The sequence below is a fragment of the Telluria sp. Soil_C_11 genome (assembly GCF_057657395.1).
In genome coordinates this window covers 129201-148804 of sequence record NZ_JBDGIN010000006.1, presented here as the reverse complement: position 1 = coordinate 148804, position 19604 = coordinate 129201, and the positions used below count along the sequence as shown (strand labels likewise).

General features: G+C 69.4%; 19 protein-coding genes. 13 read left to right on the top strand and 6 right to left on the bottom strand.

Going from position 1 to position 19604, the window contains the following annotated elements:
* Positions 1-69: 69 nt before the first annotated feature.
* Together AC3A6M_RS12385 and AC3A6M_RS12380 are read right to left on the bottom strand one after the other, a co-directional pair.
* Positions 70-681, bottom strand: coding sequence for an FMN-binding negative transcriptional regulator (locus AC3A6M_RS12385; RefSeq protein ID WP_487853031.1), 612 nt, complete (start codon positions 679-681; stop codon positions 70-72).
* Positions 681-1142, bottom strand: a complete 462-nt coding sequence (locus tag AC3A6M_RS12380) for an OsmC family protein (protein WP_487853030.1) — start codon at positions 1140-1142, stop codon at positions 681-683. Before AC3A6M_RS12380 ends, AC3A6M_RS12385 begins: the two co-directional genes overlap by 1 nt.
* Positions 1143-1223: 81 nt before the next feature.
* On the opposite strand from AC3A6M_RS12380, the gene pdxR reads away from it, so the two are divergent.
* Entirely contained in the window at positions 1224-2699 is a 1476-nt protein-coding gene (pdxR, locus tag AC3A6M_RS12375) for a MocR-like pyridoxine biosynthesis transcription factor PdxR (RefSeq protein ID WP_487853029.1), read from the top strand.
* On the opposite strand, the gene AC3A6M_RS12370 is transcribed toward pdxR, so the two are convergent.
* Entirely contained in the window at positions 2700-3551 is an 852-nt protein-coding gene (locus tag AC3A6M_RS12370; RefSeq protein WP_487853028.1) for a c-type cytochrome, read from the bottom strand.
* Positions 3552-3664: 113 nt separating this feature from the next.
* Here AC3A6M_RS12370 and AC3A6M_RS12365 point away from each other — a divergent pair, with 113 nt between their 5' ends.
* Genes AC3A6M_RS12365 through AC3A6M_RS12350 form a run of 4 tightly spaced genes read left to right on the top strand, consistent with a single transcriptional unit; the run spans position 3665 to position 7843 of the window.
* A complete protein-coding gene (locus AC3A6M_RS12365; RefSeq protein WP_487853027.1) occupies positions 3665-4063 on the top strand; it encodes a c-type cytochrome in 399 nt (132 codons plus the stop codon).
* An 8-nt stretch (positions 4064-4071) separates the two neighbouring features.
* Entirely contained in the window at positions 4072-5001 is a 930-nt protein-coding gene (locus tag AC3A6M_RS12360) for a cytochrome c oxidase subunit II (RefSeq protein WP_487853026.1), read from the top strand.
* Positions 4998-7493 carry a cytochrome c oxidase subunit I gene (gene ctaD / locus AC3A6M_RS12355; protein WP_487853025.1) on the top strand — a complete coding sequence of 832 codons (2496 nt, stop codon included), beginning with the start codon at positions 4998-5000 and terminating at the stop codon, positions 7491-7493. The genes AC3A6M_RS12360 and ctaD overlap by 4 nt, the downstream gene beginning before the upstream one ends.
* 2 nt (positions 7494-7495) lie before the next feature.
* The gene (locus AC3A6M_RS12350) at positions 7496-7843 is read left to right on the top strand and encodes a hypothetical protein (protein ID WP_487853024.1); all 348 of its coding nucleotides are present in this window, start codon (positions 7496-7498) and stop codon (positions 7841-7843) included.
* 8 nt (positions 7844-7851) lie between these two features.
* Here AC3A6M_RS12350 and AC3A6M_RS12345 read toward each other — a convergent pair whose 3' ends face one another.
* Positions 7852-8922, bottom strand: coding sequence for a hypothetical protein (locus tag AC3A6M_RS12345; protein WP_487853023.1), 1071 nt, complete (start codon positions 8920-8922; stop codon positions 7852-7854).
* Between the two features lie 168 nt (positions 8923-9090).
* Here AC3A6M_RS12345 and AC3A6M_RS12340 point away from each other — a divergent pair, with 168 nt between their 5' ends.
* The 4 genes from AC3A6M_RS12340 to AC3A6M_RS12325 all read left to right on the top strand — a co-directional run bounded on the left by AC3A6M_RS12340 (position 9091) and on the right by AC3A6M_RS12325 (position 13837).
* The gene (locus AC3A6M_RS12340; RefSeq protein ID WP_487853022.1) at positions 9091-9678 is read left to right on the top strand and encodes a DNA-3-methyladenine glycosylase I; all 588 of its coding nucleotides are present in this window, start codon (positions 9091-9093) and stop codon (positions 9676-9678) included.
* 2 nt (positions 9679-9680) lie between these two features.
* Positions 9681-11375, top strand: a complete 1695-nt coding sequence (gene mnmC1 / locus AC3A6M_RS12335; protein ID WP_487853021.1) for an FAD-dependent 5-carboxymethylaminomethyl-2-thiouridine(34) oxidoreductase MnmC1 — start codon at positions 9681-9683, stop codon at positions 11373-11375.
* A 72-nt stretch (positions 11376-11447) separates the two neighbouring features.
* Positions 11448-12176 carry a sensor histidine kinase gene (locus AC3A6M_RS12330; RefSeq protein WP_487853020.1) on the top strand — a complete coding sequence of 243 codons (729 nt, stop codon included), beginning with the start codon at positions 11448-11450 and terminating at the stop codon, positions 12174-12176.
* A complete protein-coding gene (locus AC3A6M_RS12325) occupies positions 12173-13837 on the top strand; it encodes a tetratricopeptide repeat protein (protein ID WP_487853019.1) in 1665 nt (554 codons plus the stop codon). Before AC3A6M_RS12330 ends, AC3A6M_RS12325 begins: the two co-directional genes overlap by 4 nt.
* A 111-nt stretch (positions 13838-13948) precedes the next feature.
* On the opposite strand, the gene AC3A6M_RS12320 is transcribed toward AC3A6M_RS12325, so the two are convergent.
* On the bottom strand, positions 13949-14611 hold the full coding sequence (locus tag AC3A6M_RS12320) for a PhaM family polyhydroxyalkanoate granule multifunctional regulatory protein (protein WP_487853018.1): 663 nt from the start codon (positions 14609-14611) through the stop codon (positions 13949-13951).
* A gap of 76 nt (positions 14612-14687) precedes the next feature.
* Here AC3A6M_RS12320 and AC3A6M_RS12315 point away from each other — a divergent pair, with 76 nt between their 5' ends.
* Together AC3A6M_RS12315 and AC3A6M_RS12310 are read left to right on the top strand one after the other, a co-directional pair.
* Positions 14688-15833 carry a DUF3108 domain-containing protein gene (locus AC3A6M_RS12315; RefSeq protein WP_487853017.1) on the top strand — a complete coding sequence of 382 codons (1146 nt, stop codon included), beginning with the start codon at positions 14688-14690 and terminating at the stop codon, positions 15831-15833.
* A gap of 1 nt (position 15834) precedes the next feature.
* Complete coding sequence (locus AC3A6M_RS12310) at positions 15835-16605, top strand: DUF3108 domain-containing protein (protein ID WP_487853016.1); 771 nt, start codon at positions 15835-15837, stop codon at positions 16603-16605.
* Between the two features lie 181 nt (positions 16606-16786).
* Here the strand turns inward: AC3A6M_RS12310 and AC3A6M_RS12305 are convergent, their stop codons facing one another.
* The gene (locus AC3A6M_RS12305; protein ID WP_487853015.1) at positions 16787-17227 is read right to left on the bottom strand and encodes a hypothetical protein; all 441 of its coding nucleotides are present in this window, start codon (positions 17225-17227) and stop codon (positions 16787-16789) included.
* Between the two features lie 252 nt (positions 17228-17479).
* On the opposite strand from AC3A6M_RS12305, the gene AC3A6M_RS12300 reads away from it, so the two are divergent.
* On the top strand, positions 17480-18865 hold the full coding sequence (locus AC3A6M_RS12300; protein WP_487853014.1) for a hypothetical protein: 1386 nt from the start codon (positions 17480-17482) through the stop codon (positions 18863-18865).
* Positions 18858-19604, top strand: a complete 747-nt coding sequence (locus AC3A6M_RS12295) for a hypothetical protein (RefSeq protein WP_487853013.1) — start codon at positions 18858-18860, stop codon at positions 19602-19604. The genes AC3A6M_RS12300 and AC3A6M_RS12295 overlap by 8 nt, the downstream gene beginning before the upstream one ends.

The window sequence follows — 19604 nt, the reverse complement described above, 5'->3', positions numbered from 1 at the left end:
TCGTGTAATAAAAAAGCGTCCCCATTGTGCGCCGCAATTTGCGGCCATGTCCACTAAAAGATTGCAATCTCAGGGGCCGGTTCCGGCGTGTACATATGCGTTCATGCCGGTCGCATCGGCGATGCGCGCGCGCTCGGCCTCGCTGCGGTTCTGGCTTGCCTTCCACTTGCCCTGCAGCCGTTCGACGGCGATCTCGATGCCCACCGTGGCCCGCACCAGTTTGTCGATGTAGTCGCGCGGGGCGGCGTCGACGCTCCAGCCGTGGCCGTGCGCTTCTTCCTGCCGCCGCGTCATCCGGCGCATGTGGGCCAGCAGCCATCCGGCGTCGTCGATCGTGCGCAGGCGCCCGTGCGCGTGCACCACCGCGTAGTTCCAGGTCGGCACCGCGCGGCCTTCGACGGCCTGCAGATCGTAGCGTTCGGGCGAGATGTAGGCGGACGGTCCCTGGAAGATCGCCAGCACCGCCGCGCCGTCCTGGCGCCACAGCGGATTGGCGCGCGCCACGTGGGCGCGCAGGATGCCGTACGGCGCATCGTTTGACGCCGGCGCCAGCTCGAAGGGAATGTGGTCGGCCGCCAGGCCATCGCCGTCCAGGCGCACCAGGGCGCCCAGCGGATGGCGTTCGACCAGGCCATGCAGGACGTCGATACGCTCCTCGGCGAAATGGGAAGGCAGGTACATCAGTCCTGCTCCTCGACCGTGACCGCGCCGCGCAGCGAGCTGGCGATGTAGCAGCGCGCGTGGGCGTCATGGTGCAGGGCGGCCAGCACGGCGGGCGCCGGCCGGGCGCCGGCGAAGGCGATGCGCGGGCGCAGCACGATGCGCACGATCGCCAGGCGGCCGCGGTCATCGAGGTCGAGGTAGCCGGTGGCCTGGTCGCGGTAGCTGTCGACCACCAGGCCGCGCGCCGCCGCCAGCGACAGGAAGAACAGCATATGGCAGCTGCTGGCGGCCGCCACCAGCGCTTCTTCCGGGTCGACGGCGGCGGCATCGGACATCGGCAGCGGCACCGACAGCGGCGAAGACGACGCCGGCACCGACAGGCCGCCGTCGAATTGCCAGGTATGCGCGCGGCTGTAGCGTTGGTCGCCGAAGGGCTGGGCGCCGCGTTCCCAGGCCAGGCTGGCGTCGAATGTTTTCATGACTCCATCATAGGCTCGCCAATGGCTTGCCGAAACAGCCAATAAGAACGAAGATAGGCGTACCAATTTTCCGGCCAGCCCATGCACGTCCACGACATCCTCGCCGCCATGCCGCTCGACCGTGGCGCCGCCGCGCCGCTGTTCCGCCAGCTGTACGCGCGCATGAAGGAGGCCATCCTGGCGGGCGATATCGCCGCGTCCGCGCGCCTGCCCGCCACGCGCGAGCTGGGCCGGCTATTGAACGTGTCGCGCCAGACCGTGCTGGCCGCCTACGAGCAGCTGACCGCCGAGGGCTACCTGGAGGGCGCGGTGGGGAAGGGCACCTTCGTCAGCGCGTCTCTGCCGGCCGCGGCCCGCAGCGTGCGCGGGGATGCAGTCCCGCCGCCGGTGCGCCCGCTGTCCGCGCGCGGCGAGGCGATGGCGGCGGCGATGGCGCGCGTGCGCCACCACGACGGCCCGCTGCGCACCTTCCGCGCCAGCATGCCGGGCCTGGACCTGTTTCCGTTCGAGACCTGGCGCAAGCTCGAGGCGCGCCACTGGCGCCGCCGCGACCTCGCGCTGGGCTACGGCGGCGGCGCCGGCCATCCGCCGCTGCGCGAACTGCTGTGCGCCTACCTGAAGGCCTCGCGCGGGGTGCGTTGCGCGCCGGAGCAGATCATCATCACCGCCGGCTCGCAGCAGGCCCTGTACCTGCTGGCCCAGCTGCTGCTGGCGCCGGGCGACGGGGTATGGCTGGAGTCGCCAGGCTACCAGGGCGCGCTGGCGCCGTTCGCGGTGGCGGGCGCGCGCATCTGCCCGGTGCCGGTCGATGCCGAAGGGATGGATGTCGCCTATGCCGCGGCCCGCTATCCGGACGCACGGCTGGCCTTCGCCACGCCCTCGCACCAGCTGCCGCTGGGCGTGACCATGAGCCTGGCGCGCCGCCTGGAACTGCTGCGCTGGGCCGGGGCGAACCGCGCCTGGATCGTCGAGGACGACTACGACAGCGAATACCGCTACACCGGCCCGCCGCTGGCTTCGCTGCAGGGCCTGGACCGTGCAGGCTGCGTGATCTACGTCGGCACCCTGTCGAAGGTACTGTTCCCGGACCTGCGCCTCGGTTATATCGTGGCGCCCCCGGGCCTGGTCGAGCCGCTGGCGCGCGCCCGGGCCGTGGTCGACCGCCACAGCCCGGTCATGCCGCAGGCGGTGCTGGCCGACTTCATCCAGGAAGGGCATTTCGCGCGCCACATCCGCCGCACCCGCGATGCCTATGGCGAACGGCGCATCGCCCTGCTGGACGCGCTGCAGCGCCGCCTGGCGGGCGTGCTGGCCGCCGGTCCTGCCGACGCCGGCCTGGATTTGTGCGTGGGCGTCACAAATGGACTCGGCGAGCCCGATGCGGCCGCGCGCGCCGCCGCGGCCGGGATCGACCTGCGCACGCTGGCCTATTACACGAATCCCGCCGCCGGCGCCGATTGCGCGATGCCGCCCGGCCTGCTGCTGGGCTTCTCGGCCTTCACGCCGGCGCAGATCCGCGCCGGCGTGGAGCGCCTCGCGCAGGCGCTCGACCCCTGATCATCTGCTGAGCAGGTAGGCGCTGATGTCCAGCGCGTCGCGCTCGCTGACGCCCATCGCCGGCATCGCCGTGCGCGGGTCGATGGCTTGCGGATTGCGGATCCAGCGCACCAGGTTGTCCTGGGTGTTGGGCAGCGACCCGGCGATCAGGCTACGCTTGGCCAATCCGTCCAGCGGGCGCCCGACATAGGCTTCGGAACCGGTGATCCCGGGGACCAGGTGGCAGGAATGGCAGGCGTACTGGGGCAGCACGCGCTTGCCGCGGACCGGATCGCCGCGCGTGGCCGCCGCCGGCTGCGCGCGCGCCTGCTCGCGCTCCGGCGCGGCCGCCGTCATCTCATGGAAAGCGCGCGCATCGAGCCCCGGCATGCGCGTGACGAAGGCCACCACCGCCCAGGTGTCGGCCTCGCTCAGGCGCGCTTCCCAGGCCGGCATGCCGCTCATCTTGATGCCGTGGCGCGTGATCCAGTACAGCTCGCGCGGCCGCCAGCGCGCGCTGGCGTCGACCAGCGGTCCCGGCACCGGCTGCATGCTCATGCCGTGCGGCGCCGGCGCGGCGCCCGGACCGCCATGGCACTGGACGCAGTGTTCGCCGTACAGGGCGGCGCCGCGCAGCACCTGGCCCGGTGCGTCCAGGCGCGGCACCGCGACGTCGCTGGCGTAATGGCGCACCGAATGGCGCATGCCCTGTTCCAGGAGGCTGTACACGGGCTGCAGGTGCTGGGAGGTGGAGCCGATGTTGTACCAGCCGGCGCGAAATACGGTGTATCCGGCAGCCGCGGCGAGGCCCGCCGCGACGAGCAGTGTCAATACGGCGGTCTTGACGACCAGGCGGGTGCGGGCGGAAGGCACGGATTTGGCAAATCGTATCGTGTTAAAAAAATGCTATCGATTCCGGTATTATAAAAGCCGTCTCCCAAAGCGGCCCGATGAGTGAATCCAACCGTGCGAGCTCCGACCCAGTGATGCCGATGCCGTACCATCCCTGCCAACCGTGCGCCTGGCTGCGGCGCGTCGCGGCCGTGCTGTGCCTGGCGCTGCTGGCCGCCTGCGGCGAGGATGGCGCGGCAACCCTGGCGACGGGCGGCGACGCCGCAACCGGCAAGCGCCTGGTGACCCAGTACCAGTGCGGCGCCTGCCATGCGATTCCCGAGGTGCCGGGCGCGGGCGGCGATGCCGGGCCGCCGCTGGAACACTTCGGGCGTCTCAGCTATATCGCGAACGGCATTCCCAACCAGCCGGCCCGGCTCACCGCCTGGCTGATCGATCCGCCGGCCATGAAGCCCGGCACCGCGATGCCGAAGCTGGGCCTGACGGAGCAGGAGGCGCGCCACATGGCCGCCTTCCTGTATACGCTCGAATGAGCACGCGCATGAGCGAACCGCTGCAATCGGTGCTGCACCCGGCCGGCGCCGACGCCGAGGTCATCGGGCAGTTCGCCTGGGTGCTGTTCGGCGCCGGCGCCCTGATCTTCCTGGCCGTGATGGCCCTGCTCGTGCTCAGCCTGCGCCGCCATGCGCAGCCGCTGCGTCCCGGCCTGTGGATCGCCGGCGCCGGCGTGGCCCTTCCGGTGGTCCTGCTCACCATCCTGCTCGGCTGGAGCACCTGGCGCAGCGCCCGGCTGGTGCCGCAAGCCTCCGGCAACGCACTGGCGATCTCCGTGACCGCCAGGATGTGGTGGTGGGAGGTCCGTTATCGCGACCCGGCCAGCGGGCGCGAGATCGCCACCGCCAACGAGATCCGCATCCCGGCCGGGCGCACGGTCTACCTGGGCCTGAATGCGGCCGACGTGATCCACAGCCTGTGGGTGCCGGCGCTGGCGGGCAAGCGCGACATGATCCCGGGCCGCGTCACCGGCCTGACCCTGCGCGCCGAGAAGCCGGGCGTCTACCGCGGCCAGTGCGCCGAGTACTGCGGCGCCCAGCATGCGCACATGGCGCTGCACGTGGTGGCGCTGGCGCCGGCCGAATTCGAGGCCTGGCTGGCCCGGCAGGCCAGGCCCGCGCAGGCGCCCACGGCGGCGCTGCCGGAACGCGGGCGCGCCGTCTTCCTCGAGCAGCGCTGCCAGTCCTGCCACACGATCCGCGGCGTCGCCGCCAGCGGCAACCTGGGGCCGGACCTGACCCACGTCGGCAGCCGCCTGCAGATCGGCGCCGGCCTGCTGCGCAACCACCGCGGCGCGCTGGCCGGCTGGATCGCCGACCCGCAGGCGCTCAAGCCCGGCGTGTTCATGCCGGCCGCCTCCGGCATCGACGGCGAATCGCTGAACGCGCTCGCCGCCTACCTGGAGCAGCTGCGATGAAGGTGCCGCCGAATCCCGCGCCGCGCCCGGACGGCGAACTGGAACTGCTGGAAGAGGTCTGGCGCACGCCGCGCGGCTGGCGCTTCTTCTCGGCGGTGAACAACACCAGCATCGGCCTGCTGTACATCGGCACGGCGCTGCTGTTCTTCGTGCTGGCCGGGGTGCTGGCCCTCCTGATGCGCGTGCAGCTGGCGGTGCCGTCCAACACCTTCCTGGGCGCCGACACCTACAACCAGGTCTTCACCATGCACGGCACGGTGATGATGTTCCTGTTCGCGATTCCGGTGGTCGAGGCGATCGGCGTCTACCTGCTGCCGAACATGCTGGGCGCGCGCGACCTGCCGTTCCCGCGCCTGTCCGCCTACGCCTACTGGGCCTATGCCTTCGGCGGCCTGGCCTTCTTCTGCACCCTGTTCGTGGGCCTGGCGCCGGATGGGGGCTGGTTCATGTACCCGCCGCTGACCGGCATGAAGTACTCGCCGGGACTGAACGCCGACTTCTGGCTGCTGGGGATCGGCTTCATCGAGATCTCGGCCATCGCCGGCGCGATCGAACTGATCGTCGGCATCCTGTTTACGCGCGCGCCGGGCATGACGCTGGGGCGCATGCCGGTATATGCCTGGGCGATGCTGGTGGTGGGCCTGATGATCGTGTTCGCCTTCCCGGCCGTGATCGCCGGCACCGCGCTGCTGGAACTGGAACGCGCCTTCGACTGGCCCTTCTTCGTCGCCGAACGCGGCGGCGATCCGCTGCTGTGGCAGCACCTGTTCTGGTTCTTCGGCCACCCCGAGGTCTACATCATCTTCCTGCCCGCGGCCGGCATGGTCTCGACCATGATCCCGACCATCGCCGGCACCCCGCTGGTCGGACGGCGCGCGATCATCGCGGCGCTGCTGGGCGTCGGGGTGTTCAGCTTCGGCCTGTGGGCCCACCACATGTTCACCGCCGGCCTGGGCGTGCTGGAGATGAGCTTCGTCTCCGCCGCCAGCATGGCGGTGGCGGTGCCGACCGCGATCCAGGTGTTCGGCTGGATCGCCACCCTGTGGAAGGGCAAGGTGCGGTACGACGCGCCGACCCTGTTCCTGCTCGGCTTCATGTTCATCTTCGTGCTGGGCGGCCTGACCGGCGTGATGGTCGCGGTGATCCCCTTCGACTGGCAGGTGCACGACACTTACTTCATCGTCGCCCACTTCCACTACGTGCTGATCGGCGGGATGGTGTTCCCGGTGTTCGCCGCGATCTATTACTGGCTGCCGCTGGTGAACGGCAACCGCATGTCGGAAACGCTGGCGCGCTGGGTGTTCGGGCTGATGTTCGTGGGCTTCAACGTTGCCTTCTTCCCGATGCACATCACCGGCCTGCTGGGCATGCCGCGCCGCGTCTACACCTATGCGCCGGAACTGGGCTGGAACGGCTTGAACATGGTGTCGACCGTCGGCGCCTTCCTGTTCGCGCTGGGGGTGGCGCTATTCGCCGTCGACGTGTTCCGCACCCTGCGCCGGCCGGAACGCGCGGTCGGCAACCCGTGGAACGCCGCCACCCTGGAATGGCTGCCGTCCGAGGACTACGGCAACCGCAGCATCGCGCACGTCGATTCGCACCATCCGCTGTGGGACACGCCGGAACTGGCGCGCGAAGTGGAGGAGGGCATGCACTACCTGCCGCACACGGCCACGGGCCGGCGCGAGACCATCGCCACCAGCCCGGTCGCGGGAATACCGCGCTACCTGCTGGTGCTGCCGGGCGACAGCTGGCTGCCGGTGCTGGCCGCCTTCGGCACCTCCGCCTTCTTCCTGCTGCTGACCGTCAAGCTGTACATGCTGGCCTGGATCAGCGGCGCGGTCGCGGTCGGCGCGGTGCTGGGCTGGATGTGGGGATCGGATTCCCCGCCGCCGCACGAGGCGGTGCAGGTCGGCGCCGAACTGCACCTGCCGGTGGGCGCGACCGGGCTCGCCTCGCACTCCTGGTGGGCCACCATCATCATGCTGGTGGTCGATGCCAGCATCTTCGCCTCCTTCGCCTTCGCCTACATCCACGTCTCGATGCGGCTGCAGGTGTGCCCGCCGCCGGGCGCCAGCCTGCCGCCGCTCGCACCGGCGCTGGCGTCCTGCGGCCTGCTGGCGCTCGGCTCGGTGCTGGTGTGGCTGGCGCGACGGGGGCTCGGCAAGCGGCGCCTGCCCTGGCTGGTGCTGGCGGCGCTCGGCTGCGCGCTGGCGTCGCTGGCGCTCGATCTTGACGGCTGGCGCGCCGGCCTCGACCCGGCCGCCAGCGCCTGGGGCGCGGCGGTCGCGGCGCTGGCCAGCTACCAGGGCCTGCACATCCTCCTGCTGCTGGTGCTGGCGCCCTATCTCGCGCTGCGCGCCTGGCGCGGCCGCCTGGGTCCGCGCAGCCGCGCGACGCTCGACAACATCGCCCTGGTCTGGCACTACACGACGCTGCAGGGGATCGTGGCGGTGGCGGTGGTGCGCTTGATGCCGCTGCTGATGGAGTGAGCATGGACACCCGCTCCCGATCGCACAAGGAAGGGTTCTGGCGCCGCGTGCTGCAGGCCACGCTGCCGCTGCTGGTCTGGATCGCGCACTTCGCCTTCAGCTACGGGCTGGCGGCGGCCCAGTGCACGCCGGGCGGGCTGCGTCCCGGCGGGCCGGACCGCGTGCTGCTGGGCGCGGTGACGGCGGTGGCGCTGGCGGCATGCGCGCTGATGGCCTGGCGCCGGCGCGGCGCGCTGCTGGACCGCGAGGCCGGGCTGGCGGAGCGGGTGGGGGCGGTGCTGGCCGTGCTGGCCCTGGTGGCGATCGGCTGGGCCGGACTGGCCTTGTCGCTCGTCGGCGGCTGCGCCTGACGCGCCGTTCAGCGCGGCCGGCGCGAGCGCAGGCGGCGCTGCAGCAGCAGGGCGGCGGCGGCCACGCCGGTCAGCCACAAGGCGCCCGGTTCGGGCAGCTCGTGGCCCTTGGCCGGGCTGGTGCCGGCGGGGAGGGGATTGGCGCCCGGGCCCGGCGTCGTTGGCGTTGACGGCGGCTTGCCGGAGTCGCCGCCGGTGGGCTTGCCGCCGGAGCCGTCGCCGGTGCCGCCGCCGGGGCCGCCCGCCGCCGTGTCGCTGGTGCTGCCGCTGCTGCTGCCATTGCCGGTCGCCGGTTCGCCGGTCGTCGTCCGCTGGCCCACGTCGCCGGCCGGGCTCCACAGGACGGGGAGCGAGGCCATGTTGCGGTCGCTGGCGAGCAGGCTGTCGAGGCTGACCTGGCCGAAGCCGGCCCGGGCCTGGGTAGCGGCCAGCAGGCCCGCGCCGTTCGGGATGGGCGACAGCACGAAGGGCTGGCCGCCGCCATCCTGTGCGTCGATGCCGAAGGCGACCGTGCGCACTGCGCCGTCGCCGCCATCCTCGACCTGCCCGACCGGGATGTCGAGCTCGCGCTCGTCAAGACCGTTGGCCTCGACCGGCAGCTGGGGCGTGTCGGAAATGCGGTTGCCGCAGCGCGCGCGGATCTCGTTCCGGCCGTCGGACAGCACGCCTTCTCCCTCGGCCAGCATCACCTTCCGCGCGGTCCAGTACACCTGGTCTCCCTTGCGGTACGAGACGTACACGGCGCGTGCCCTGGTGACCGTGCGCAGGCTCGCCTTGTCCAGCGCGAACCCGGCGTAATGCGCGGCCACCACTTCGTCGCTCATGACGGCGCGGGCCAGTTCGATGCGGTCGGTGACGCCGCCGGGCACGATCGAATACGGATAGACGCGGCGCACCGCCGCAGGGGCAGCCTCGGCGGCAACGGGCAGCAGCGCCGGCGCCGGCGCGGCAGCCGCGGTGGCCGCCATGGCAGGCGAGCCCGGGCGATGCGCCTGCTGTTGCATCATGAACGCCGCGCAGCCCGCGACGGCGAGCATGGTCGCCACGGCCATGCGCTTTTGCAGCCGTGCCCGTTTCATGCTTCGCCGAAGATAGGTTCTGCGGATTTCCACGCCGAGAAAAAGCCGAAAGTAGGAGATATCCTACAGGCTATAGCGTTGCACTTGGTAAATCTACATTTTTCCAAGAAATTTTTGTTTCAATGTAGACATTATGAGACACGCAGGATCGAGGTTTATACTGTGAGCATGAACGCCACCCGCTGCACCTGGGCCAATATGGCCAATCCGCGCTACATCGCCTATCACGACCATGAGTGGGGCGTGCCCTGCCATGACGAGACCACGCTGTTCGAGATGCTGAACCTCGAAGGGGCGCAGGCCGGGCTGTCGTGGGAGACGATCCTGAACAAGCGCGACTCCTACCGCGCCGCCTTCGACGGCTGGGATGCGGAAAAGATCGCGCGCTACGACGACGCCAAGGTGGCCGAGCTGCTGGCCAATCCCGGCATCGTGCGCAACCGCCTGAAGGTTGCGGCGGCCATCAACAATGCCCGGGCTTACCTGCGCCTGCGCGAGGAGGGGCTGACGCTGGACCGCTACCTGTGGTCCTTCGTCGGCCACCAGCCGATCGTCAACGACTGGCCGGATGGCGCCCGCCCGGCGCGTACCGAGCTGTCCGACCGGATCTCGAAGGACCTCGGCAAGCGCGGCTTCAAGTTCGTCGGCTCGACCATCGTGTACGCCTACATGCAGGGGATCGGCATGGTGGACGACCACGACCGCGGCTGCCTGTGCCGCCAGCGCACGCAACCGCGGGACGCATACGGGACCTGATCATGGACTACCACGGCGCATGGTGTACCCAGGCGCGCTATACCGTCTTCGACACCGACTATGGCGACGGCGCGGCGTTCAAGGTGCTGGCCGACGTCTGGCGCACCGATCCGCACCGCTCGCCGCACCTGCACGTGATCGCCCTGTGCGCGCACGGACAGCCGGACTGTCCTTTGCCGGGTTTCCATCGCATTCCGCAGGCCGAGCCCGGCCTGACCCTGGACCTGATCAACGCGCCGCTCGAAGATGCCCTCGGCCAGCTGAGCGCGCGCGTCGACATGTTCCGCCTGCACGGACTGGACGATGCCGGCGCCGGCTTCGCGCGTGCGCTGGCGCGCGTGGCCGCGCCCCAGGCCCGGCTGACCGGCCAGGGCCTGACGCCGGACCAGGTGGCGGCGCTGGAGTCCTTCGGCTTCGTCTTCGAACCCTGCCCGGAACCCGATAAACAAAAGGCGCGCTTCGCCAGCCGCAAGCCGCAAAAGCCCGTGCCGCCGGCGCCGGAGCGGCGCGCCATCGTGCTCGGCGCCGGCATCGCCGGTTCCGCGGCCTGCGAGCGCCTGTGTGCACGCGGCTGGGACGTGACCCTGGTCGAACGCCACGAGCGGCCGGCCATGGAGGCGTCCGGCAACCGCGCCGGCATCTTCATGCCGCTGGTCTCGCGCGACGACAACATCCCGACCCGCCTGACCCGCGCCGCCTACCTGTACGCGCTGCGCCACTGGGAGCGCCTGGGCGGCATCGGCCCCGGCCGCGCCATCGAAGGCGAAGCCTGCGGCGTCCTGCAACTGGCGCGCGACCCCGGCCACGCCGAGGTGCAGCGCGCGATCGCGGCGAGCGGCGCGCTGCCCCCCGACTTTGCCGAATGGCTCGAACGGCCGCAGGCCGAAGCCCTGCTGGGCCTGCCCGCGCCGGATGGCGGCTGGCTGTTCCGCCAGGGTGGCTGGGCCCGTCCCGGCAGCGTGTGCGAGGCCATGCTGGCGGCCTGCGGCGGGCGCCTGCAGCAGCGCTTCGGCGTCGGCAGCGTGCGCATCGGCTACCGGGACGAGCACTGGGAGCTCAGCGACGAACAGGGCGTGCTGGTGGCGCGCGCGCCCATCCTGATCCTGGCCAACGGCGCCGGCGCCATGCACGTCCCGCACGCCGCGCCGCTGCCGCTCACGGCGATGCGCGGCCAGGTCAGCCACCTGCCGGCGGAGATGCTGCCGCAGCTGCCGGTGGTGCTGTGCCGCGAAGCCTACCTGACCCCGCCCTCGCACGGCGTGGCCAGCGCCGGCGCCACCTACGACCTCGACGATAATCCCGAGCTGTCGCCCGCCAGCCATGAGGAAAACCTGCAGCGCCTGCGCGGCCTGCTGTCCGACCCGAACGCCGCGCAGGGCGCGCCGCTGCAGGGCAGGGTCGGCTTCCGCTGCATCGCCCCGGACCGCCTGCCGCTGGTGGGCCGCCTGCCGGATTTCGAGGCCGCCGGCGACACCGAGCGCCTGCGCGACGTGCCGCGCCATCCCGGCCTGTACGCGCTGCTGGGCTATGCCTCGCGCGGCCTGATCTGGGCCGGCTGGGCCGCCGAGCTGCTCGCCGCCCAGCTCGAGGGCGAGCCGCTGCCGCTGGAATCCTCGCTGGTCGACGCCCTCGATCCGGCCCGCTTCGTGTTGCGCGCGCGCCGCACCAGCCGCACTCCGCAGGCCGGGGATATTTGATTTCCTGTAAGAAATTTTACCGACTAAAGGTATAATTGGCGTCCGGCAACATTTCACTATTGAAAGGTTGAGATGGACGACCCCCTGGCAGACCTGCAGAACCCCGCGCATACCCACGACCTGTTCCTGTTTCTCGCATCGACCGCGCACGACATGAAGAACTCGATCAGCGTCCTGTCCGGCACGCTGGAGCGCCTGCTGGTCGACGCTTCTCCAAAAACGGAGTCGGCCTATCCGCAGATGGCGCACATGCTGTACCAGACCAAGCGCCTGAACGACAACCTGATGCAGTTGCTGGCCCTGTACAAGCAGGTCGGCAAGCCCGAGTATCCCTTCGACGTCCAGCCGCTCGAGCTGGGCCAGCTGGTCGACCAGGTGGTGGCGATCGGGCGCGTGCTGCTCAAGTCGCGCGGCATCCGGCTCGAACTGGACTATGACCCGCACCTGATCTGGCACTTCGACGAAGACCTGGTCGTCGGCGTACTGTCGCATGCGATCAACAACGCCATCCATTACACCTGCGACACCGTGCGCCTGGCGATCCGCGAGGCCGGCGGCTGGCTCGAGCTGCGCGTCGAGGACAACGGCCCCGGCTACCCGCCGGCCCTGCTGAAGGCAGGCGCGATCGCCACGCGCGAAGTGGCGGGCGGGGTCAACTTCCTGACCAACAGCGCCGGCCTGGGCCTGTATTTTTCCAGCGAAGTCGCGAAGATGCACCGCCACCGCGGCCGCAGCGGCAGCCTGCGCCTGGAGAACGGCGGCGCGTACGGCGGCGGCTGCTTCATCCTGCGCCTGCCATGAGCGTCGCCAGCCCGGCCAGTCCGGCCGCCAGCGCCGCTGCCGGCCCCGTCGCGGCCGACCAGGACGACTGGGCCGGCAAGAACTACCTGATCGTCGACGATTTCGTCGGCGTGCGCCAGCTGCTGCGCGAAAGCCTGAGGAGCCTGGGCGCCAGGAACATCGACCAGGCGTCGAGCGGCGGCGAGGCGATGGGACTGCTCGGGCGCATCCGCTACGACGTGGTGCTGTGCGATTACAACCTCGGCGAGGGCAAGAACGGCCAGCAGGTGCTGGAGGAGGCGCGCGTACGCAACCTGATCAACCCCAGCACCGTGTGGCTGATGGTGTCGGCCGAGAAGAGCGTGGAATCGGTGATGGGCGCCGCCGAGCACCAGCCGGACGCCTACCTGATCAAGCCGATTACCGAAGGCGTGCTGCTGACGCGCCTGAACCGCGTGTGGCACAGGAAGCAGGTATTCCGTACGATCGACCAGGCCTGTGCCGAAAAGGATTACCTGCGCGCGGCCAGGCTGTGCGACGAACAGATCGAGGCCAACCGTGTCCATGAGCTCGACCTGCTGCGCATGAAGGCGCGGCTGATGGAGAAGAGCGGCCAGCCGTCGCGCGCGCGCGAGGTCTACGAGCAGGTGCTGGAACAGCGCGAATACCAGTGGGCGCGCACCGGCCTGGCGAAGATCCGCATGGCCAACGGCGAGTTCGAACAGGCGCGCCAGATCTTCCAGGGCGTGATCGCGGAAAACCGCTACTACATCGACGCCTACGACCAGCTCGCTAGCGCCTACCAGAACATGGGCAGGTTCGAGGAAGCCTGCGCGATCCTGGAGCGCGCCGCGAAGCTGTCGCCGAACTCCGTGCCGCGCCAGCGCAGCCTGGGGCATATCGCGCTGAAGCTGGGGAACGTGCAGATGGCCGAGAAAGCCTTCCGCAAATGCATCGCGATCGGCGAGTACTCGATCATGAAGACGGCCGACGCGTATCTCGGGCTGGCGCGCGTGTGCGGCCAGAAGAACGACCCGAAAGAGGCGCTGCAGCTGCTGGCGGCGGCCCAGCGCGAGTTCGGCGGCGAGCACCCGGACATGGCGCTGCGCGCCAAGATCACCGAGGGCCTGGTCTACCACGAGAGCGGCGACTACCGCCGCGCGCGCAAGGCCGGCGACGAGCTCGAAGACATGCTGAAGCTGAGCGTGGCGCGGCCGGACACCGCCACCTGCCTGGAACTGGCGACCCTGCTGTTCGCGGTGGGCGTGAAGGAGGCGCCGGTCGAGCTGCTGTGCTACGTGATCCGCAACAACCACGACAATCCGCTGCTGCTGGACGAGGTGCAGGCGATCTTCGACAAGGCGCGTTTGACAGAGGAGGGCCAGGACCTGATCCGGGCCTCGAAGAAGCAAGCGTCGGACCTGATGAACCAGGGCGTGCTGCTGTGGAAGACCGGCAAGCTGGCCGAGGCGGTGGAGTGGATGCGCAATGCGCGCCAGGCGCTGCCGAACAACCAGCGCATCCTGTTCAACGCGGCCCAGATCATGGTGTCGCACATGCAGCAGCACGGCCACGATGAGCGCTTGCATGCCGAGGCCCGTGAAGTGCTGCACCACGTCGACCGCCTGCTGCCAGGACAGCAGCGGTTTGCGCAGCTGATCGAGCAGCTGGCGCAGCTGTAGGGTGTGATTGATGCCGGGGGCATCAATCACGGTGCCCACGCGTGACGTTCGCATTACGTTGGCGCCCTGCGTGGGCACGCAAATCAGTCCCCCGGACTGATTTGCCCCACCCTACGTTTTATCGGCTTTCGGTTTTCCGCCACGCGCCCGGCCATTGCCGTTCGGCGCAGCGTCCGGTGCCGGCTCCGCCGCACCGGCTTTCGGCGCCGCGGCTTGCCCGTCGCCCTGCGGATCGGCCTTGGCCGCCCCATCGGCCGGCGTCAAGGCCGTCGCGACTGCTTGCGTGAACTGTTCCTGAAGCATATTCCACCAGGCCAGCGCGGCCGGCATGCCCGCCGCCGCGCCTGCCTGGTCCTGTGCCGGCGTCGCCGTGCCAGGCTGGGCCGTAGCGCCGCCACCGCCGCCGGGCTCCGCTCCCGCCGCCGGCTGGCCGAAGAAGGAGGCGAAGGGCATCCCCGCCATCTTGTCGGCGCTCACGCCCGACTGGCGCATCGCCTCGGCCATCGAGGCGCCCATCGACTTCAGGTTGGCGAGGGTGGCGCGCTGCACTTCCATGGTCTGGATGGTCCCGCGCAGCATGGTGATGTTCATGTTGAGCCAGGACTCGACCGCTTTGAGGTCGGCGATGCGCTTGTCGAGGTCCTCGGCCGAGAGCGGCGGCGCGCTCATGCCCGACATGTTCGTGCCGGGAAGGTTCATCGAACCCCACAGGTTCTTGACGAAGTCCAGCGTATCCGTCATCCCGGGCATGTTCGCTGCAGATGGTTTCATCATGGTGGTGTTCTCCCGTTACAGGTCCCGCTTAGCGTAGCAGATAACCGGGGGCGCTCATAGAAGTTACACTACGCGGATGAGCCTTGCTATCGCTTCGCACCGCCGCCGCCGGAAAATCGTGCTGGGAACGGCCACGGTCCTGCTGCACCTGCTGGTCCTGGACTGGTTCAGCGGCCAGGTCGGGCGGCCGCGCGAGGATGCGCTGCGGCGCCAGGCGCCGCCGGTGACGGCGGAGCTGGTCGAGGTGCGGCCCGACCCGCCGCCGCAAGTACAGGCAGCGCCGCCGCAGCCCGCGCTCGAGGTCCCGCCGCTGCCGCGGTTGCCGCCCGAACCGGTGGAGGTGGCGCAGGACGACAGCGGGGCGCCGCCCGCCGGGGCCGCCGACGGCGCGCCCGCTGAAGCGCCGGCTGCGGCGCAGGTTCCCGATGCTGCCGGGCAGGGGCGCGCCGCCGTCGTCGCCGCCGACGTACAATCGCCCCAGGCCGGGGCACCGGCGCAGCAGGCCGCCGAGCCGGCGCCGGCCAGGCCAGCGCCCGAGGCGCGCCACTACAAGACCGACCTGCCGCCGCCGGCCGAGATGACGCTCGACGTCGCGCGTACCGACGCCAACGGTACGCGCTGGAGCGGCAATACCTCGTTTTCGTGGACGATCACGCCGACGTCGTACCAGATCCGCATCGAAACCGGCATCACGATCGTGTTCGCGAAGGTGAACCTGCTGACCCTGACCAGCGAGGGCGCGGTCGGCGAGGAAGGCTTCATGCCGACCCTGATGACGGAAAAGCGGCGCGGCCGGTCGATGACGGCCACCCACTTCAACCGCAAGGACGGCAGGCTCAGTTTTTCGGCGTCGGCGGCGACCTATCCGCTGGTGTGGGGCGCCCAGGACAAGGCCAGCGTGCCGCTGCAGTTGACGGCGATTGCGCGCGGCGATCCGCAGCAATTGTCGGGAAATATCGACATCCTTGTCGGCGAAGACCGCGATGCCAGCGTTTTCAGCTTTGTGGTGCTGGGCCAGGAAGAACTGGACACGGGCATGGGCAGGATGGCCACTTGGCACCTGGCGCGTCCGCCCAAGCCGGGCTCGTACAACTCGCGCCTGGACGTGTGGCTGGCGCCCAACTACGGCTGGGTTCCGGTACAGATCCGTAACCTGGAAGCGAGCGGGGCGGTGACGACCCAGACCGTGAACAATATCGTGATGAAGAATTCAGGAAGCTGACATGAACAAGATGTGGAAACTGGCCGGTCTTGCCGGTACGGGCATACTGCTGGCGGCGACGATGACGGTGAATGACGCTGGCGCGGCGGACGAGCACCCGGTGCACCAGCGCCCCTTCAACCTGCCGCCCTCGGTCGACCTGCTGTACTCGATCAGCGCGCGCCAGCGCGGCTTCACCCTGAGCGGCGACGCCACCCTGAGCTGGCGCCAGGGCGAGGGCAAGTACACGATCAATACCGATTCGCGCGTGGCCCTGCTGGGCAAGCTGACCGAAAACCGCAGCCAGGGCACGATCGACAGCTACGGCCTGGCCCCGAGCGAGTACTACGACAAGCGCTTCCGCAAGGATCCGGTCACGGCCAGCTTCGACCGCGAGGCCAGGACCATCAGCTTCAGCGACGGCAACAAGAGCTACCCGATCAAGGGCGGCGAGCAGGACCGGGTGTCGATCTCGTGGCAGCTGGTCGGGGTGGCGCGCGCGGCCAGGGACAAGTTCAAGCCGGGCTCGGAATGGGATTTCTTCGTGGTCGGCCCGCGCGACGCCGACCCCTGGACCTTCCACGTGATCGGCCGCGAAAAAGTGCAGGCCGGCGCCGCCATCGGCACGGTCGACACCGTCCACGTGCTGCGCGAACCGCCGCCCGGCTCGAAGGACCAGACCCTCGACATCTGGCTGGCGCCATCGCTGGAGTGGTATCCGGTCAAGCTGCGGTTCGTCGACAATGACCGGGATTATGTCGAGCAGACGCTCGAGAAGGTGACGCGCAAGTAGAAACGGCTGCGTGCGCGTAAACGTCGTCCCCGCGCCTTACCTCGTCGTCCCCGCACCTTACCTCGTCGTTGCCGCGCCTTACCTCGTCGTCCCCGCGAAGGCGGGGATCCAAGTTTGCTTGAGTTGCCGAAACGCATACAAACTTGGGTTCCCGCCTGCGCGGGAACGACGGGTTGGCGATTCAGTCCTGCACCCCCGGATCATCCGGCGAATCGTTCTCCCAGTGCAGCACCATCTCCCGCGGCGCATTCCCCAGCCTGACCGTGCGCTTGAAGGTCTTGCCCTCGGCCGCGGCGCTGATCCGGTAGGTGCCCGGCGGCAGCTTGGCGTAGAACAGCGGACCGGTATTCGCCACGCTCAGCACATTGCCGCCCTTGGCGTCGGCGATGTCGAGCTGGACGTCGGAGCGGTAGGCGCCGGTCTGCTTGGTGGCGAAGGTGAGTTGCAGGTTGTAGTCGGCGCGCAGGGCGCGCATCGCGTTCTGCTCGTCCATCCCGACGCCGCCGCTGATATAGGTGACGCCGTTCTGTTCTTTCGGCTGGCCCGGCGCGGCCTGGGCGGCCGGGGCCAGGCAGACGGCCAGGGCCAGGGCCAGGGCCGCGTTCGCAAGTGCTCGTTGCATGGCATTCCTCCTTCAATCAATATCATCATGGTCATTATCTTGCGGCCGGGAGAGGCGGGGCGCGCGGCTGAGTTCATCATAGGAGGGCGATCCAAAAAATTGCTCCATTAGCAAGTCAAGGCTCTCCTTTAATCCGTTGCTTATTGGTGAGTTCTTATAAGTTGCCGAGTCTTAACTGTTATACTGACGCCCCCGTGCCCGCCGCCACGACCGCAGCGCGCCATAAGCAATTGGCAACTGGTAAGCCTTACGATGATCGACAACCTGGCAGGCGCCACCGCCGCCGACCTCCATTCCCAAGCGCAAGACGAGATCGCCGACGTCCTGGATCCGTTGCAGGCCCATTTCCACGACGGAGTGGCGCCGGACGAGATCGAGCAGGTCTATCACCTCAAGCGCGCCCAGCCCATGCTGCAGGCCTTCACGGCCCTGTTCCACGGCTCGCAGGACGGCGTGATCGTGCGCCTGCTGGTGCTGCGCGAACTGGCGGCAGACACCGACGACTCGGCCTTTTCGCGCGCCGACATCAACCAGAAGTTCGCCTACCTGATCCCGGAAAGCCTGGAGACGGTGCTGGGCCGCCTGCGTTCGCACGGCCTGCTGGCTTGGGACAACCCGGCCGCGGTGTACCGCATCACGCCGCTGGCGCGCAACGTGCTGGCCGCGCTCGACACCCTGCTGGCGCTCGGCCGCCCGGAGGAAGACGAGGCCGAGATGGGCTTCCTGCTGTCGCAGGTGGCCGGCGCCCAGGCCGTCGGCGGCGTGACCGTCGACCAGCTCAAGCACCTGCTGGGCCGCCTGGTCGAACTGCACGAGGAGTTCCGCGACGCGATCGCCTCGGGTTCCGAATTCCGCCTGCGCGCCTCGCAGGCCAAGTGGCACATGGCCTGCGACTGGGTCGAGAAGGGCTCCGAGATCCTGCGCGCGATCACCTCGGACGAACGCGCGGACAGCGCCACGCACAAGGCGGCGCAGGCGATCGGCCGCGCCCAGTCCTCGCTGCTGAACATGCAGGGCATGTTCTCGCGCGCCCTGAACCAGATCGAGCGCCAGCGCGTGCACCTGGGCCAGTCCGGCCTGTCGACCACCGACATCAAGCGCTGGCTGCTGGCGCACGACGACCTGGCCGGCCTGGCCGAAGGCGCGATCGAGCGCCCGGTACTGCCGCTGTTCATCACGCCGGCCGAAATGATCGACGTCGCCGAGACCGAGCTGATGACCGAACGCGTCGTGAGCGCCGGCCCGACCGGCCTGCCGAGCGGCGAAGACGCGCCGACGACCATCAACGACAACCCGGCGATGCAAGCCGAGCTCGACGACTGGATCAAGCGCCTGGCCGACTTTGCCAACCTGGACAACTTCCCGGTGATGCTCGACGGCGCACCGCGGAGCGTGCCGATCCAGGACTCGCTGCTGCCGGCCAGCTTCGCGGTGGCGTCCTACCGCGCCTCGCTGCTGCCGCTGCTGGGCGACCCCGCCGAAGCCAGCCTGCAGGGCCCGACCGCCGAACTGGCGCGCCTGCCGGTGCGCTTCGACTCCGAGGACGAACTGGTGCCGTTGGACGACCCGCACGTGGCGGCGATGTCGCGCGCGACCCTCTCCCTGAATTTAGATTTGGACAGTAAAGAAGATGAATGACGACGCACAGATCCTGATTGCGCGGCTGCTCACGCACCAGACCCTGCGCCGCGACGACAAGATGGTCAAGCGCGCGCTGTCCGACGACACCTTCCGCGCCGAGATCGACAAGCGCCTGCTGGAATCCGGCCTGAAGCTGATCGACAACGTGTACGCCGACCACGTCACGCTGGCCCTGCACCGCAACGTCGAGCCGAAGATCTTCGGCGCCAAGGATGTCTGGCAGAACAATAATTTCGGCCTGACCCGCGACGGCGTGGCCCTGCTGGTGGTGCTGTGGGCGCAGATCATCCTGCCCAAGCGCCAGCGCCAGGAAACCCACCAGGCGATCGACGTCGACCAGTCGGACATGTTCGACAAGGACAACCCGATCCCGCGCGCCGAGGACACCTCGATCGGCATCTCCTATACCGCGCTGCTGGCCGACTTCGGCGACAAGCTGGGCAAGAAGACCCGCATGGACATGAACCTGGGCCTGCTCTCGAAGCTCGGCTTCATCGAACGCCGCGGCGACGTGATCCTGGAAGGCCCGCTGCTCGACCTGCTGATGGACACCGACCTGCTGAAGGAGCGCATCATCAACGGCGCCCTGGCCGACGTGTTCAAGCGCGCGCCGCTGCGGGCGGTGCGGCGCGTGGCCAGCGAGGCGGCCAACGATGCGGGTTCGGCGGAAGCCGCGCCGGCGGACCCGGTCGTCGTCGAAGCGCCCGCTGAAGCAGCCCCCGAATCCCAGGAGTAA

What these genes read in the sequence shown, in the direction of transcription:
- ctaD (WP_487853025.1), top strand. Translation starts at nt 4,998, where the DNA reads ATGAAGGTGCCGCCGAATCCCGCGCCGCGCCCGGACGGCGAACTGGAA.
- AC3A6M_RS12380 (WP_487853030.1), bottom strand. Translation starts at nt 1,142, where the DNA reads ATGAAAACATTCGACGCCAGCCTGGCCTGGGAACGCGGCGCCCAGCCC.
- AC3A6M_RS12305 (WP_487853015.1), bottom strand. Translation starts at nt 17,227, where the DNA reads ATGCAACGAGCACTTGCGAACGCGGCCCTGGCCCTGGCCCTGGCCGTC.
- AC3A6M_RS12325 (WP_487853019.1), top strand. Translation starts at nt 12,173, where the DNA reads ATGAGCGTCGCCAGCCCGGCCAGTCCGGCCGCCAGCGCCGCTGCCGGC.
- pdxR (WP_487853029.1), top strand. Translation starts at nt 1,224, where the DNA reads ATGCACGTCCACGACATCCTCGCCGCCATGCCGCTCGACCGTGGCGCC.
- AC3A6M_RS12300 (WP_487853014.1), top strand. Translation starts at nt 17,480, where the DNA reads ATGATCGACAACCTGGCAGGCGCCACCGCCGCCGACCTCCATTCCCAA.
- mnmC1 (WP_487853021.1), top strand. Translation starts at nt 9,681, where the DNA reads ATGGACTACCACGGCGCATGGTGTACCCAGGCGCGCTATACCGTCTTC.
- AC3A6M_RS12320 (WP_487853018.1), bottom strand. Translation starts at nt 14,611, where the DNA reads ATGATGAAACCATCTGCAGCGAACATGCCCGGGATGACGGATACGCTG.
- AC3A6M_RS12310 (WP_487853016.1), top strand. Translation starts at nt 15,835, where the DNA reads ATGAACAAGATGTGGAAACTGGCCGGTCTTGCCGGTACGGGCATACTG.
- AC3A6M_RS12345 (WP_487853023.1), bottom strand. Translation starts at nt 8,922, where the DNA reads ATGAAACGGGCACGGCTGCAAAAGCGCATGGCCGTGGCGACCATGCTC.
- AC3A6M_RS12330 (WP_487853020.1), top strand. Translation starts at nt 11,448, where the DNA reads ATGGACGACCCCCTGGCAGACCTGCAGAACCCCGCGCATACCCACGAC.
- AC3A6M_RS12350 (WP_487853024.1), top strand. Translation starts at nt 7,496, where the DNA reads ATGGACACCCGCTCCCGATCGCACAAGGAAGGGTTCTGGCGCCGCGTG.
- AC3A6M_RS12365 (WP_487853027.1), top strand. Translation starts at nt 3,665, where the DNA reads ATGCCGATGCCGTACCATCCCTGCCAACCGTGCGCCTGGCTGCGGCGC.
- AC3A6M_RS12340 (WP_487853022.1), top strand. Translation starts at nt 9,091, where the DNA reads ATGAACGCCACCCGCTGCACCTGGGCCAATATGGCCAATCCGCGCTAC.
- AC3A6M_RS12315 (WP_487853017.1), top strand. Translation starts at nt 14,688, where the DNA reads ATGAGCCTTGCTATCGCTTCGCACCGCCGCCGCCGGAAAATCGTGCTG.
- AC3A6M_RS12385 (WP_487853031.1), bottom strand. Translation starts at nt 681, where the DNA reads ATGTACCTGCCTTCCCATTTCGCCGAGGAGCGTATCGACGTCCTGCAT.
- AC3A6M_RS12360 (WP_487853026.1), top strand. Translation starts at nt 4,072, where the DNA reads ATGAGCGAACCGCTGCAATCGGTGCTGCACCCGGCCGGCGCCGACGCC.
- AC3A6M_RS12295 (WP_487853013.1), top strand. Translation starts at nt 18,858, where the DNA reads ATGAATGACGACGCACAGATCCTGATTGCGCGGCTGCTCACGCACCAG.